The organism is Sporofaciens musculi (assembly GCF_009830285.1).
Classification (GTDB): domain Bacteria; phylum Bacillota; class Clostridia; order Lachnospirales; family Lachnospiraceae; genus Sporofaciens; species Sporofaciens musculi.
Genome location: NZ_WUQX01000001.1, coordinates 4,289,966 through 4,304,909, shown reverse-complemented (window position 1 = coordinate 4,304,909; position 14,944 = coordinate 4,289,966). Strand labels below are relative to the sequence as shown.

At 48.7% G+C, this 14,944-nt stretch carries 14 protein-coding genes; 12 read left to right on the top strand and 2 right to left on the bottom strand.

Translation table 11 applies throughout. From position 1 onward, the window contains the following. Positions 1-18: 18 nt before the first annotated feature. Together GN277_RS21885 and deoC are read left to right on the top strand one after the other, a co-directional pair. Positions 19-831, top strand: a complete 813-nt coding sequence (locus GN277_RS21885) for a purine-nucleoside phosphorylase (RefSeq protein ID WP_159753696.1) — start codon at positions 19-21, stop codon at positions 829-831. Positions 832-863: 32 nt separating this feature from the next. Continuing rightward, positions 864-1,514: a deoxyribose-phosphate aldolase gene (deoC, locus tag GN277_RS21880; protein WP_159753693.1), complete on the top strand. Its 651-nt coding sequence runs from the start codon at positions 864-866 to the stop codon at positions 1,512-1,514. A gap of 99 nt (positions 1,515-1,613) precedes the next feature. On the opposite strand, the gene GN277_RS21875 is transcribed toward deoC, so the two are convergent. Beyond that, positions 1,614-4,808: a UvrD-helicase domain-containing protein gene (locus GN277_RS21875; RefSeq protein WP_159753690.1), complete on the bottom strand. Its 3,195-nt coding sequence runs from the start codon at positions 4,806-4,808 to the stop codon at positions 1,614-1,616. Positions 4,809-4,932: 124 nt separating this feature from the next. On the opposite strand from GN277_RS21875, the gene mobA reads away from it, so the two are divergent. From mobA to GN277_RS21830, 10 genes are all read left to right on the top strand, one after another. After that, positions 4,933-5,586: a molybdenum cofactor guanylyltransferase gene (mobA, locus tag GN277_RS21870; RefSeq protein WP_159753687.1), complete on the top strand. Its 654-nt coding sequence runs from the start codon at positions 4,933-4,935 to the stop codon at positions 5,584-5,586. After that, a complete protein-coding gene (locus tag GN277_RS21865; protein WP_159753684.1) occupies positions 5,568-6,779 on the top strand; it encodes a molybdopterin molybdotransferase MoeA in 1,212 nt (403 codons plus the stop codon). The genes mobA and GN277_RS21865 overlap by 19 nt, the downstream gene beginning before the upstream one ends. After that, positions 6,761-7,270 carry a molybdopterin-guanine dinucleotide biosynthesis protein B gene (gene mobB / locus GN277_RS21860; protein ID WP_159753681.1) on the top strand — a complete coding sequence of 170 codons (510 nt, stop codon included), beginning with the start codon at positions 6,761-6,763 and terminating at the stop codon, positions 7,268-7,270. The genes GN277_RS21865 and mobB overlap by 19 nt, the downstream gene beginning before the upstream one ends. A gap of 31 nt (positions 7,271-7,301) precedes the next feature. Further along, a complete protein-coding gene (locus GN277_RS21855; RefSeq protein ID WP_159757045.1) occupies positions 7,302-8,384 on the top strand; it encodes a molybdopterin-binding protein in 1,083 nt (360 codons plus the stop codon). A 3-nt stretch (positions 8,385-8,387) separates the two neighbouring features. Then, complete coding sequence (moaC, locus tag GN277_RS21850) at positions 8,388-8,876, top strand: cyclic pyranopterin monophosphate synthase MoaC (RefSeq protein ID WP_159753678.1); 489 nt, start codon at positions 8,388-8,390, stop codon at positions 8,874-8,876. After that, a complete protein-coding gene (gene moaA, locus GN277_RS21845; protein WP_159753675.1) occupies positions 8,848-9,813 on the top strand; it encodes a GTP 3',8-cyclase MoaA in 966 nt (321 codons plus the stop codon). Before moaC ends, moaA begins: the two co-directional genes overlap by 29 nt. A 52-nt stretch (positions 9,814-9,865) precedes the next feature. Next, positions 9,866-10,801, top strand: a complete 936-nt coding sequence (locus GN277_RS21840) for an MOSC domain-containing protein (protein WP_159753672.1) — start codon at positions 9,866-9,868, stop codon at positions 10,799-10,801. 64 nt (positions 10,802-10,865) lie between these two features. Beyond that, positions 10,866-11,717 carry a molybdate ABC transporter substrate-binding protein gene (modA, locus tag GN277_RS29555; RefSeq protein WP_244324834.1) on the top strand — a complete coding sequence of 284 codons (852 nt, stop codon included), beginning with the start codon at positions 10,866-10,868 and terminating at the stop codon, positions 11,715-11,717. Then, positions 11,718-12,416 carry a molybdate ABC transporter permease subunit gene (gene modB, locus GN277_RS29550; protein ID WP_204162775.1) on the top strand — a complete coding sequence of 233 codons (699 nt, stop codon included), beginning with the start codon at positions 11,718-11,720 and terminating at the stop codon, positions 12,414-12,416. A 17-nt stretch (positions 12,417-12,433) separates the two neighbouring features. Further along, positions 12,434-13,483 carry a sulfate/molybdate ABC transporter ATP-binding protein gene (locus GN277_RS21830; RefSeq protein WP_159753669.1) on the top strand — a complete coding sequence of 350 codons (1,050 nt, stop codon included), beginning with the start codon at positions 12,434-12,436 and terminating at the stop codon, positions 13,481-13,483. Between the two features lie 73 nt (positions 13,484-13,556). Here the strand turns inward: GN277_RS21830 and GN277_RS21825 are convergent, their stop codons facing one another. Beyond that, positions 13,557-14,927 (bottom strand): NAD(P)/FAD-dependent oxidoreductase, encoded by a 1,371-nt coding sequence (locus tag GN277_RS21825; RefSeq protein WP_159753666.1) that lies wholly within the window; start codon positions 14,925-14,927, stop codon positions 13,557-13,559. Positions 14,928-14,944: the final 17 nt, after the last annotated feature.

The window sequence follows — 14,944 nt, the reverse complement described above, 5'->3', positions numbered from 1 at the left end:
AGAATCAGGAGGTAAGGTATGTATCAAAAGTTACTGGCTTGTGTAGAGAGTGTACGTAAAAAAACGGATTTCAAACCAGAGGTAGGGGTAATTTTAGGCTCTGGGCTTGGGGATTATGCAGACGGGATTACGATAGAAGCAGTCGTTGACTATACGGATATCCAGGGATTTCCGGTATCCACCGTCTCAGGGCATAAGGGACGTTTTGTGTTTGGTTTTGTGAAAGAGACGCCAGTGGTAATCATGCAGGGAAGGGTTCATTATTATGAAGGATACGCCATGTCAGACGTGGTTCTCCCCATCCGTCTGATGGGGATGCTTGGGGCAAAGAAGCTGATGCTTACCAATGCGGCAGGCGGTGTGAATGAGAATTTCAAACCAGGGGATTTTATGATGATAACAGACCACATTACCACAGGAGTTCCCAGTCCTTTGATTGGACCGAATATTGATGAACTGGGGCAGCGCTTTCCCGATATGAGCGAAGTATACAGCAGACGTCTTTGCAAGGTTATCCGGCATGCCGCAAAAAAATGTGGGATTGGGATACGGGAAGGTGTGTACGTGCAGTTTACGGGGCCCAATTATGAGACGCCTGCGGAAATCAGAATGTGCAGAGGCTGGGGCGGCGACGCGGTAGGAATGAGTACCGCATGTGAGGCCATGGCGGCACGGCATATGGGACTTGAGGTGTGCGGAATTTCCTGTATTACTAATCTGGCTGCAGGCGTCTCGGACGTGAAATTAGACCATAAGGAGGTTAAGGAGACGGCGGACCGTGTATCGGCTGATTTTAAAAAGCTTGTAACAGAAGTGATTGTGAGCATGTAGAAGTTTGAGCTAAGGCTTTGAAAGGGTAGAGAATGAATCAGGAAATAATGAAATATGTTGACCATACCCTTCTTTCTCAGACGGCAACCTGGGAGGAGATTAGGGAGATTCTGGAGGACGCCATGAAATATGGGGCGGCGTCCGCATGTATTCCTGCCGCGTATGTGAAGCAGGCGGCCCAGTATGCAGGGCAGAAATTGCCAGTCTGTACTGTGATTGGTTTTCCTAATGGTTACAGTACCACAGAGGTGAAAGTATTTGAGGCGAGGGATGCCATTGAAAAGGGCGCGTCGGAGATTGATATGGTGGTGAATGTCGGTTTTTTAAAAGACCGGCGGTATAAAGAGGTGGAAGATGAGATTCGTGCCGTCAAGGAGGCGTGTGGAGATAGAATCTTAAAGGTGATTATCGAGACCTGTCTTCTGACAGAGGAGGAAAAGATTAAGATGTGTGAGATTGTCACCAGGGCGGGGGCGGATTATATCAAAACGTCTACCGGTTTTTCTGCGGCAGGGGCTACATTTGCGGATGTAGAGCTGATGAAGCGGCATGTAGGGAAAGGGGTTAAGGTGAAAGCGGCAGGAGGGATCTCGTCCTTTGCAGACGCAGAGGAATTTGTGCGGCTTGGCGCCGATAGACTTGGAACCAGCAGGCTTATAAGGCTTCTGAAGGCGGAGGAATAGCCTGTAAATATAATCGTGCAAAGTCAGGGGAAATAGACTTTGCACGATTGACATTATAAAATTTTTTTCAGCTTTTCACTGTGGTCAGTAATGACTTTTTTATTTCATAAAATCAAACAGATTCATCTGTTTACCGTTCCCTTCATTTTTATATTGTCTGGCCTTTTCCTTTTGAACCAGCTCTTTCGGCAAATCCTTCAAAAATGATGATTCTTCTTTTGAGGTGGTGAGAATCAGAGTTTCCTTCGCCCTGGTAACGCCTACATAGAACAGACGGCGTTCTTCCTCTATGTCCGTTGTATGCTGTCCATTTTCAAATGGAATCAGTCCTTTCCTGGCTCCGAAGATGAGAACCGCCGGAAACTCCCGACCCTTTGAGCCGTGGAGAGTCATAAGTGTGACAGCGCCGGATTTGTATTGTTTATTTCCGCAGCGTTTCAAATCGCTTTCCACCCCAAACTCCAATGCCTCCAGAAAATCTGCCATTGTCGGATAGTAGATAGCTGTCTGGCACAGCTTTTGTAGGGCTTTGTCCTTTTCCAGATGCAAATCCGATACCCACTCCTCCAGGATCTTTATAGGTTTTTTCTTTTTCAGCGACGGCATATATTTCTCTGCCATATTATCAAAGATGCTATTCGTCAACTCCCCTTCCTCAAGGTTCCATAGAAGTTTTAAGGCTGTCTGCCCTGCCAGACGGTTTCCCTGATGCAGCAGGCTTTGAAAGAAGCTTATGGTTCCTCTGACAGCAGGTTCAGTCAGGTAATCGTCCCTTCCTTGGACAAGATAGGGGATGCCCTCTTTTCTAAGACAGCTCTCCAAAAGCTCCGCCTGGCGGTGGGTTCGGTACAGGATTGCAATGTCGTCAAAGCTCTGGATACGGCCTTCATTTTCGGGAAAGACTTCCTGGGCCTCCAGCATTCCGATTCCTCCTGCCAGACGGTTGACCTCTTTGGCTATGAAAATAGCTTCAGACGCAGCGCTGTCCGCCGTTACAAGCCTGACTGGTTTACCGTCCGGTCGGTTTGGATGTAAGCTTCTGATACCCCCTGGATTTTCTGAAATAATTTCTGACGCAAAGGTTAGAATCTGAGGCGTTGAGCGATAGTTTTCTTCAAGGACAATCTGGCGGACATTGGGGAAATCTTCTGTCAGGCGTTTAAAACAGCCTGCGTCAGAGCCGCGGAAGCCATAGATAGACTGGTCGGAATCTCCAATGACAAATAGCTCTTTTCCGCCTTCATTCCATGCCTTGACAAGTTCATACTCAAGAGGGCTTATATCCTGAAACTCGTCCACCAGAAGATAGGAAAAGCGAGGGTTGTTTCGGGCAATGCTTAGGGCTTCTATTAGTATGTCGTCAAAATCCAGTAAGTTCCATTCCTTAAGAAAATTCTGATATGCCTCCAATGCGTCTGCAAGGTGAGGTGTTGCTGCCTCATTTTCTGCGCCTAAGGGCCGGTAAGGTTTTGTTTTGTAATTTGATACGACATTCAGAAATCGGGAGACACTCATATCCAGACCGAAATCTTTTATAAGCTGTCTTGCCAAATCCCTTGTTTCTGTTTCTCCTGCAAGGAATGCTTCGTTACCGTTTTCTTCAAGAAGCTTCCAGGCAATAGAGTGGAAAGTTCCAATGGTAAGCTTCCTTGGGGCAGTACTTTTTCCAAGTTGTTTTCGGATACGCTCCCGCATTTCTAAAGCAGCTTGATTGGTAAAGGTAACTGCCGTGATGCAGGAGGGCTTGATCCTCCTTGTCTCCAGAAGATGCAGAATGTGGGAGACGAGAGTGTGGGTCTTGCCGGTTCCAGGACCTGCCGTTACCAGAGTAATACGGTCAATGGCCTCTATGGCCTGTCGTTGGCTCTCATTTACAGTTTTCTGCGGGCGTTCAGTTGTTAGAGAAGCTTGAAGTGATTCTAAAGCCTTTTCACATGCCGCCTTTTTCGGCAGGATATCCGGCTTTAGAGCTTGTCCTAAGGACTGAGTGCTTGTCTCGCCTTCAGGAATAAGGTTCGTTTGCCCGTCAAACAGACTCAACTGTCCGTCCAGACGGTCTATTTCTTCCTGGGTAAAGAGGCGGATGGTGCCGTATTGTCCATCGAAGCCAGGAATTCTGGTCACCTGTCCTTCTCTTAGCCTTCCGATGCCTTCTGAGATTAGGATACCAGACACGCTGCGGATTTCCTCAAGGGGAATCTCCCTCAGTATAGAGAACTCTGGCCCCAGTTTCTTAAGCATATTCTGATACTCTCTTTGTACCTTGACGCTTGCAGAAGAGTAACCTGCGGAGGCGCCGATGATTTCAGGCAGGGGAACCAGGCTTTCAAAGCGGGCGGCATGGTCATTTACATAGCCTTCAGCTCTGTCAGCCATCTGCTCAATACGGTGGGATACCCCGATGGTCAGCTTCCGTCCGCATACAGGGCAGACGCCTCCATATTTTTCCGCATCCCCAGGGGCGAGGCAGATGCCGCATTTCCGGTGTCCGTCATAATGATATTTGCCCTCCTCCGGAAAAAATTCAATGGTTCCCTTAAGCCCTTTTCCGGTCTGAATCGCGTCCCTTAACCCCTCGTAGGACAAAGGGATATCCAGAAGGTTGGCTTCCCGCCCAAGCTTAGCAGGGGAATGAGCGTCTGAATTCGAGATAAGCTGGTAGTGGTCAAGGGCAGAAACCCGCCAGTTCATAGGCGGGTCAGAGGAAAGCCCTGTCTCCATTGCATGGATATGTGAGGACAAATCCCCGTAACACTCCTCCACAGAATCAAAGCCTGAAAAAGCGCCGAACAGAGAAAAGTGAGGCGTCCAGATATGGGCGGGCACATATACTGCTTCAGGGCACATTTCCAGAAGAATCTCCAGCAGGTCGTGACAGTCTAAGCCCAGGATAGGCCGTCCGTCGGAGTGGATATTGCCGATGGCTTCCAGTTTGTGGGAAATGTTCTCGGCATCCTCAAGACCAGGCAGCAGAATCAGGCTGTGCACCTTCCGCACCTTATCATATTTTTTATAAATGGAGCTGATTTCTCCGGTAATGACGAAATGAGGCTGTATGGTATCTCCAAGGAAAGGGTCTTTGAGTCGGTACTCGTCTTTTAACACGTAGAGTCCGTTTCCTGTGGGCGCAAGCTTTTCCTCAAGCTCATGGCGCCATGCTGGATGGGTGAAATCTCCGCTTCCCACAATGCTGATGCCTTTTCGTCTTGCCCACAAATCCAGGACTTCCGGAGTACAGTCCTTGCTGGTTGCCCGTGAGTAGCGGGAATGAATATGTAAATCTGCTATATGCATAGGAATACCTCTTTTCCGAATCTTGATATATTACAATCATAGATAGAATGAGGGCTAAGGTCAAGAGGATTTAGAAAAATCTACTTTTTCAGATAAAGCATGTCGAGATTTAGAAAAATATGTTATGATAAATAAAATGACAGCCATTGGGGAGTTTGGGAAGGGTGGTGTAGCCATGGATGCAGAAGGACTGATTCTGGCTGGCGGCAAGAGCTTGAGAATGGGAGGCAGACACAAGGGAAGCTTTACATATGAGAATGAAACCTTCACACAGCTTCTAAGAAAGGAATTAAAAAAAGAGGTTTCATGCGTATGGCTGTCTTACGGGCAGGAAATACAGGAGAACCACAGTGAATGTCCCATTGTCATGGACGTTTACCCAAACTGTGGGCCAATAGGCGGACTGTACTCAGGTCTTAGGGCGTGTACTTGTGATTGGATGCTGATTGCAGCCTGCGACATGCCTTTTTTGAAAATAGAGTTGTTCCGTTATTTAAAAAATCAGCTTCAAGGAAAGAAAGACGCTGTGGCAGTTTACGACGGAGTGGTTCCTGTGACTGGGGGATGTATCCATCCGCTGGCGGCTATTTATCAGACAAAGATAGGGGATGTGCTAAAGGTGCAGCTTGAAGAAGGCGATTATCGGGTCAGGAATGCGCTTAAGCGTCTGAATATCTTATACGCAGACGTCACAGGAATGAGCTGTTTTGAAGAAATGCTTCAGAATATTAATACAATGGAGGAGTATACAAGGCTAAGATGGCAGGACAGATATTGAGACTTGAGCAGGCGCAAAGCCTGCTGCTTGACAGGGTAAAGAAGATAGAGGAGACAGAAGCTATTCCTTTATGGGATGTGGAAGGCAGGGTGCTTGCCGAGGACATTTTTGCAGGGCATGACCAGCCGCCCTTTCCCCGTTCGCCTTTGGACGGCTACGCGGTGCGAAGCGAGGATATCGCAAAAGCGTCAAAGGAATGTCCCGTAAGGCTGACTGTCATTGACGAAGTAAATGCAGGCTGTGTCAGCCGAAGATGTGTAACCAGTGGGACGGCGGTGCGTATCATGACAGGCGCGCCCATTCCCAAGGGGGCAGACTGTGTTGTCGGCCAGGAGGATACGGACTACGGCGAAGCGGTGGCAGAGTTCTATGAAGTTATTGGGGCATATGAGAATTACTGCTATGCAGGCGAGGACTACAAGGCAGGTACAAAGCTTTTAAGCAAGGACATGGCGTTAGGCTCTGTGGAGGCAGGGATTTTGGCAAGCCTTGGTCTAAAGCAGGTGAAGGTGTACCGAAGGCCGAGAGTGGCGGTGCTTACCACAGGGGATGAGATTTTGCTTCCAGGCGAGACTCTTTTAGAAGGAAAAATCTATGATTCCAACCTGTATACACTGGTGACAAGATTGACAACCCTTGGGATGAATGTGGTTCGCACAGGACGGTTGGGGGACGATGCGAAGGACGTGGCGGCATGGATTGAAGAAACAAAAAAGCAGGCGGATATCATTGTGACTACTGGCGGAGTGTCTGTGGGGAAAAAAGATATTATGCATGATGTAGTAAAACGTCTGGGGTGTGAACGGATTTTCTGGCGGGTTGCCGTAAAACCAGGGATGCCGACCCTGTGCGCGCAGTATCAGGGAGGGCTTCTAATCTGTCTGTCAGGAAATCCTTTTGGCGCTGCGGTGAATCTTGAGCTCTTGGTTCGCCCCCTTCTTGGGAAAATGTCTCAAAAAAAGGAACTGATGCTTAAGAGAAGCCAGGCAGTATCAGAAAGTACGTTTCCGAAAAAAAGCACAGTGGACAGATATGTACGGGCATACTACGAGGACGGTAAGGTACGGATTCCCAATGGCTCAAATGCATCGGGAATCTTAAGCTCTATGTGCGGCTGTAACTGCCTGATTGAGCTTCCCGCAGGGACGCCCAGACTTTCAGAGGGGGACAGGGTATGGGTGATACTGCTGTAACGGAAAAGAAAAGGCAGAGGCTTGTGGCTGTCTGCGGAGTGAAGAACTCAGGAAAAACCACATTACTGTCAAGGCTTGTGGGAGAACTGTCAAAAGAAGGAATGAAAGTGGCGGTCATTAAGCATGACGGCCATGACTTTACCTGCGACGCTTGCGGGACGGACAGTTACCGGCTCAAGGAAGCCGGCGCCTATGGAACGGCGGTTTTTTCAGATTTTCGTATTTTTGTCCATAAGACAGGCTTCAAAGAGAATGAGAAAGACCTGATCAGAATGTTTCCGGAGGCTGATATTATTTTCATAGAGGGGATGAAGGAAAGCAGTTATCCCAAGATTGAGGTAATCCGAGAAGGAATTTCAAGAGCTCCCGTCTCCAATCCGATGGGGCGTTTTCTGATTGTGACGGACAGAGACAGGACAGAATACAAGGAGGAAACAGCCGGATTTGAGGAGATTCAGCGGATAATTGAGAAGATACGAAACAGAAGATGAAGATACGAAACAGATGAAAAGAGAGAATACGATGAAAGAGATTAAGACCACGGACGCGGTAGGACAGGTGCTCTGTCATGATGTAACCCAGATTATCAGAGGTGTGACGAAGGATGCAGTATTTCGCAAAGGGCATGTGATTCGAGAAGAGGATATTTCTGTTCTTTTGAGTATGGGAAAAGATCATATTTATATCTGGGAAAAAGAGGAAAACATGCTTCATGAAAATGAGGCGGCATTGCTCCTTTATTCTCTCTGTGAAAATGAGCATATGCATCCGTCAGAGGTAAAAGAGGGTAAGATTGAGGTCATTGCAAGCTGCGATGGACTGCTGAAGGTGGACCGAGAACGCCTGAACCATGTCAATGCATTAGGTGAGATGATGATTGCTTCCAGACATGGGAATTTTCCTGTAAAGGCGGGAGATAAGATTGCGGGGACAAGGATTATTCCCCTTGTGATTGAGAAAGAGAAGATGGAGCAGGCAAAGGCAGTTTGCGGCGGCCCGATTTTTGAGCTGAAGCCCTATCTGCATAAGAAGGCGGGGATTGTAACCACGGGAAATGAGGTCTATCATGGGCGGATTCAGGATACCTTTACCCCTGTAATCAAGGAAAAACTCTCAGAATACGACGTAGAGCTTGTGGGACATGAGTTAAGCGACGACAATCACGAAAGGATTACAGCCTGTATCCGAAGGCTGGCAGACCAGGGGACTGACCTGATTCTCTGTACAGGAGGTATGAGTGTAGACCCAGATGACCGCACGCCTCTCGCCATCAGAAATACAGGGGCAAGAATTGTGACTTACGGCGCTCCTGTGCTGCCGGGGGCTATGTTTCTGTTGGCGTACCTGGAAAGAGAGGAGGCGCCTGTCTGTGGAGATAAGTGCAAAGAACAAAAGCTCGGCTCTGCGGGGGACATTGTTATTATGGGACTTCCAGGATGTGTGATGTACGCGAAACGTACCATTTTTGATCTGGCGCTTCCGCGGATTATGGCAGGAGAAACCTTGGAGGCAGAGGACATTTCTGTATTGGGCGAAGGCGGGTTATGCCTGTCCTGCCCAGTATGTACGTTTCCAAACTGTGGGTTTGGGAAGGGAGGCGCTTGATAGATGGAGTTAAGTCATTTTGACAGGGAAGGCAATGCAATTATGGTGGATGTGACCCAAAAAGAGGTCACTGACCGTACAGCGCAGGCAAGAGGCAGAATCCGAGTCAGCAAGGCGGTGTACGAGGCGGTGGAAAAGGGAACCGCCGCCAAGGGTGATGTACTGGGAGTTGCCAGGATTGCGGGAATTATGGCAGCAAAGCAGACAGCAAACCTGATTCCTTTGTGTCATGTCCTTAAGATAACCAAGGCGTCCGTTGATTTTCATTTGCTGAAGGAAGAATGTGAGATTGAGGCGGTCTGCACCGTAAGGGTGGCAGGAAAGACGGGGGTGGAGATGGAGGCGCTGACCGGAGTATCGGTGGCGCTTCTTACCATATACGATATGTGCAAAGCTATGGACAGAGGCATGGAGATACATAATATCTGTCTGGAAAAAAAGACCGGCGGAAAGAGTGGAAGTTATGAGAGACAGCTTGGGCAGGGAGATTGACTATATGCGTATCTCTGTCACGGACCGGTGTAATCTGCGGTGCAGGTATTGTATGCCAGAGGGAATTGCCTTGTCGCCTGCAAGGGAGCTGCTTACCTTCGAGGAAATAGAGCTGGTCAGTCAGGCGGCGGCAGAGTTGGGAATCCGGCGCTTTAAGATTACAGGCGGCGAGCCTTTGGTTCGCCGTGGATGCCCGAAGCTTATAGGGCGGCTTCGGAGAATTCCCAAGGTTGAGCAGGTAACCCTTACTACCAACGGTGTTCTTCTTGGAGATTTTTTAGATGAGCTTCTGGAAAATGGTCTTGATGGGGTGAATATCAGTCTGGATACCTTAAATGCAGACCTATATCAGCAGATTACAGGATTAGATGAGCTTGAGAGAGTGAGGGAAGGTATTTATAAGGCAGTAGAAAGCGGGCTTCGGGTGAAAATCAACACGGTGCTGCAAAGAGGGGTGAATGATTCTGAATGGGAGGCTCTTACCGGATTTGCCAGGGAGATACCTGTGGATGTGAGGTTTATTGAGCTAATGCCAATCGGTTTTGGAGAGAAACAAAAAGGAGTCGATGGAAACGAAATACTTTCTATGCTACGGAAGAAATATCCCCAAATGGAGAAAGATGACAGGATACATGGAAACGGGCCTGCTGTTTACTACCGGATTCCAGGATTTGAAGGGTGTGTTGGTTTTATCTGTGCTGTCCACAGAAAGTTCTGCGCTTCCTGTAATCGAATCCGTCTTACGGCCAAAGGGGAGTTAAAGCCATGTCTGTGCTATGGAGATTGTGTAGATTTGAGACGTGTGGTTAGGGAGGGCGCCTATCAGGAGATTAAAGGCGCCATTTGGGAGGCTGTTATCCGTAAGCCTAAGATGCACTGTTTTGAGACGGAGGAAGGAGTGACGGAGTGCAGAAGGATGGTTGAAATCGGCGGCTGACAGGTGAGAGGAGTAACGGTAAAGAAATGTAGATAGGGAGGTTGAGGGGCATATGGGAAGAATCGTGGCCATATGTACAAGTAAGAAAAAAGGAACACAGAAAACAGAGGCTCCAGTCGCCGTCCTTCGGGCGGGTTGGGGAATCGAAGGAGACGCCCATGCAGGAGCCTGGCACCGCCAGGTAAGCCTTCTGGCGTTGGAGAAGATTGAAGAATTTAAGGCAAGAGGCGCCAGGGTGGATTACGGTGCATTTGGAGAGAATTTGGTGGTAGAAGGCTTTGACCTTTCGGACATTCCGGTGGGAACCTGTTTGCAGCTTGGGGAGGCTTTAGTAGAACTGACCCAGCTTGGCAAGGAATGTCACAGCCATTGTGCCATACATCAAGCCATGGGAGACTGTATCATGCCAAGGGAGGGTGTATTTGCCAGGGTGGTAAAAGGCGGGGAGATTCATCCAGGGGATGAAATCACAAGGCTTCCTTTTGATGTGAAGAAGCCTTTTACTGCAGCCGTTATTACGTTAAGCGATAAGTGCTATGCAGGAGAACGAAAGGATTTGAGCACGCCGGCGGCCTGCGAGATGCTAAAGGGGGCAGGATATGAGGTGGTGGAGGCCCTTCTTCTTCCGGACGGAGAGGACAGGCTTAAAAAAGAACTGATTCGTCTGGCAGACAGGCGGCAGGTCAGTGTAATCTTCACCACAGGGGGGACGGGATTTTCCCAGCGGGACGTAACGCCGGAGGCTACGGAGGCGGTCTGTGACCGGATGGCAATGGGTATTGCGGACGCAATTCGTATACATTCACTTACAATCACGGATAGGGCAATGTTAAGCCGCGCGGTATCGGGGATACGAAAGAAAACATTAATCGTCAACCTTGCAGGAAGCCCAAAAGCGGTTCGGGAAGGTTTAGAGTATATTTTGCCGTCACTGGGCCATGGACTTGGAATTCTCAGGGGAACTGAGGGAGAGTGCGGGGGAGCATAGGGCAAGGTGGGAAGCATTCCCAAGTAGCTTTCTGCGGTGATGCTAAATAGTGGGAGGAAAAGGTTTGAAAAGAAGAATTCTGACAGCGGCTCTTGTAATGCTCTTACTGTCCGCGTTATCCGGCTGTGCAGGACACAGCACGATGAATAAGAAAAAAACATATGAAACGGAGATACAGGTGTTTATTGCCGCAAGCCTTGAAAGGGTAATGACCGAGCTTGGGGATATATATCATACGGCTCACCCAGAGGTAAAGATTACATACAATACAGACAGCTCAGGGACGCTTCTCACACAGATTAAGGAGGGCTATGAATGTGATATCTTCTTTTCAGCAGCCCCAAAGCAGATAGATGAGCTTGAGAAGGAAGGACTTGCCCAAAAAAGAACACGGGCCAATGTAGTGAATAACCAGTTAGTGGTGGTAACAAGGAAGGACAGCGGTACACGGGTGAAGGGAATTGATTCTTTACCAGATGCCGAAAGTGTTGCGTTGGCTGGAGGCGGCGTTCCTGCGGGGCAGTATACGAGACAGGCGCTGATGAACCTTGGGACTTTATATAAAGTGGAAGATGTTTCCGATATTACCACGGAGGAAATCTCATATGCCCTTGGGGGCGTACCAGTCAGCGAGCAGGACAGTGTAAGCAAGGTGCTGACCGCCGTAATCGAGGGCTCCTGTGAGGTGGGAACCACATATTATTCAGATACATATGGATATGAGGACAGGCTTACGATTCTGGAAGCCGTAAGCTATGATTTGACGGGAGATGTGCTCTATCCCGCTGCAAGAGTGGTAAATGAAGAAGCAGACGAGGCACAGAACGCCGCGGCCGATGATTTCCTGAAGTTTATACTCTCAGATAAGGCAAAGGCTGTGTTTGAGGCATATTATTTTGATACGGAAGTGGAATAGATGATAATTGACATTTTAAAAAATTTGGATTGGAGTCCCCTCTATGTTTCCTTAAAAACGGGTGTAGCGGCCACGGTTGTATGTTTTTTCCTCGGTCTGTTGGCGGCGGAAAGGGTGATGAGGCTGCCGTCGGGGAGGAAAGCGTTGGCGGACGGAATACTATCGCTGCCTTTGGTTCTGCCTCCTACGGCCGCAGGCTTCTTCCTATTGCTGTTATTTAGCAGAAGGCGTCCTTTTGGAAGCCTTCTGTATGAAAATTTTGACGTAAAGGTGGTGCAGTCATGGCTTGGGTGTGTCATTGCGGCGTCTGTGATCGCGTTTCCACTGATGTATAGAAATGCCAGGGCAGCTTTCGAGCAGGTGGATGTGAACCTGATTTATGCAGGGCGGACCTTAGGTATGTCTGAGGCTAAGATTTTTTGGAGGGTGACGGTTCCCGCGGCCTGGCCGGGAATCGCTTCAGGGACGATACTGACGTTTGCCCGCGCATTGGGAGAATACGGGGCTTCTTCAATGTTAGCGGGAAATATTCCAGGAAAGACGGGAACGATTGCCCAGAAAATTGCCATGGTGATTCAGGACGGCGACTACCTGGCAGCAGGAGTGTGGGTGGCGGTTGTCCTGGTGATTGCATTTATTGTCTTGCTTCTGATGAATCTTGCGGCAGGAAGGGGGACAAAGCATTTGAACCGCTGGTAGGTTTTTAGGAGTAGAAAATGGCAATATATATAGATATTAAGAAGAAATTAGAGGATTTTTCCATAGAGCTTCGGCTGGAGGGCAGTTCAGGACGAATTGGAATCCTTGGGGCTTCTGGATGTGGGAAAAGCATGACGCTGAAAATGCTTGCCGGCATTGAGACGCCTAAGGAGGGGAGAATCCGGATTGGGGACAGGGTATTGTTTGACTCGGTAAATAGAATTAATATCAGACCCCAGCAGAGAAAGGTTGGCTATCTTTTTCAGAATTATGCCTTATTTCCCACGATGACCGTTGAGCAGAACATTGCCGCAGGGTTAAGGGGAAGGAGGGAGGAAAAGCAGAAGAAAGTAAGGGAGATGGTGGAACGGTTTGGCCTTACAGGGCTTGAAAAAAGAATGCCTTACGAGCTCTCCGGCGGACAGCAGCAGAGGACGGCCCTTGCCAGGATTATGGCGTATGAGCCGGAGGTGCTTCTGCTGGACGAGCCATACGGGGCTCTTGATTTATTCCTACGCGAAAGATTACAGCAGGAATTGTTGGAGATGCTGAGAGGGTACGAGGGAACGGTGATTATGGTTTCCCATGACAGGGATGAAATCTATCGCTTCAGCGACGAGCTGCTTGTGATGGAGAAGGGAAGAACGGCGATATTCGGAAAGTGTCGGGAGATTTTTGACAATCCTGTGAAGCTGGAGGCGGCAAGGCTGACTGGATGTAAGAATATTTCAAAAGCCAAGCTTCTAAGTCCGTATCAACTGGAGGCGGTGGATTTCGGCATTGTTCTGCATACGGACAGGAGGATTCCACAGGATACGGCGTATGTTGGGGTTCACGCTCACGAGTTAGTTCCAGTGTGGGGAGAAGGTCAGAAAAACTGTATGAAGGTGCAGGAGAAAAGTATAACGGAGTTACATTTTGAGAGGCAGTATCATCTGCGTCCAGAGCATGGGACGGGGGAGTCCGTCTGTTGGTCTGTTAAGAGAGAAAAGTGGACGGAGCTTAAAGAAAGAGGGATGCCGGATTATCTTAAGCTTCCAGAAGAAAGGCTGCTGTTTTTAAAATAGAAAATGATATGAAAAGACTGCCGCATACTGATACTTAAGATGCGGCAGCCAAGGGTACTCCGATACTCTGGAATTACATATTTTCAGCAATGTGGCGAGCTACATAAACTCCGCTAGCCGAAGCATGAGAGAGGGAATGGGTAACCCCGCTTCCATCGCCTATAATGTAGAGCCCGCGGTATTTGCTTTCCAGATTCTCATCAAGCTCTACCTCCATGTTGTAGAATTTAACCTCCACGCCATAGAGCAGAGTATCATCGTTGGCAGTACCAGGCGCAATTTTATCCAAGGCATAAATCATCTCCATGATACCATCTAAAATTCTTTTGGGAAGCACTAAGCTTAAATCCCCAGGCGTTGCAGCAAGGGTAGGTGTCACTAACCCCTCGCGGATTCTTCCCGCGGTGCTTCGCCTTCCCCTCACCAGGTCGCCGAACCGCTGGACAATAACGCCGCCCCCAAGCATGTTGGAGAGTCTGGCAATGCTCTCTCCGTAGCCGTTGCTGTCCTTAAAGGGCTCGGAGAAATGCTTTGCTACCAAAAGGGCGAAATTAGTGTTCTCGGTCTGATGCTCTGTACCCTCATAGCTGTGGCCGTTTACGGTGACAATACCGTTGGTATTCTCATTTACCACGATGCCGTAGGGATTCATGCAGAAGGTCCGGACATTGTCCTCGAACTTCTCGGTGCGGTACACAATCTTACTCTCATAGAGTTCATCGGTCAGATGGGAGAAGATAACCGCCGGAAGCTCTACACGGACGCCGATATCCACACGATTGGACTTGGTAGGAATATCAAGGTCTTTGCAGATCGTCTCCATCCACTTGCTTCCACTTCTGCCTACTGACACAATACATTTTTTACAGTCGGCAGATTGCCCGTTGTAGTGGACGCGGTAACCGTCGTCTAAACATTCCAGGCTGTCTATTGTAGTATGGAAATGAAACTCTACTTTGTCCTTCAGTTCGTTGTATAATTGCTCCAGCACGATATAGTTAATGTCTGTTCCCAGATGGCGGACAGAGGCATCCAATAGCTTCAGCTTGTTCTGGAGACAAACCTTCTTAAACTGGGTCCCCGCTGTGGAGTACATTCGTGTATTCTCCCCGCCGTGGCTGGTATTGATATCATCCACATAGCGCATCAGCTCAAGGGCCTGCTCCTTGCCGATGTATTCAAAAAGGGTTCCACCAAAATCATTAGTGATATTGTATTTTCCGTCTGAAAATGCACCTGCGCCGCCAAAGCCGTTCATAATGGCACAGGTTTTACATTTGATGCAGGATTTTACTTTCTTGCCGTCGATGGGGCAATGCCTGTCCTTTAGCGGGACTCCGGCCTCAAAGACAGCGATTTTCAGCTGGCTGTTCCTCTGCATTAGTTCGTATGCTGAGAAGATTCCGCCGGGACCTGCCCCTACGATAATTACGTCATAATTCATATTCTATTACTCCTTTC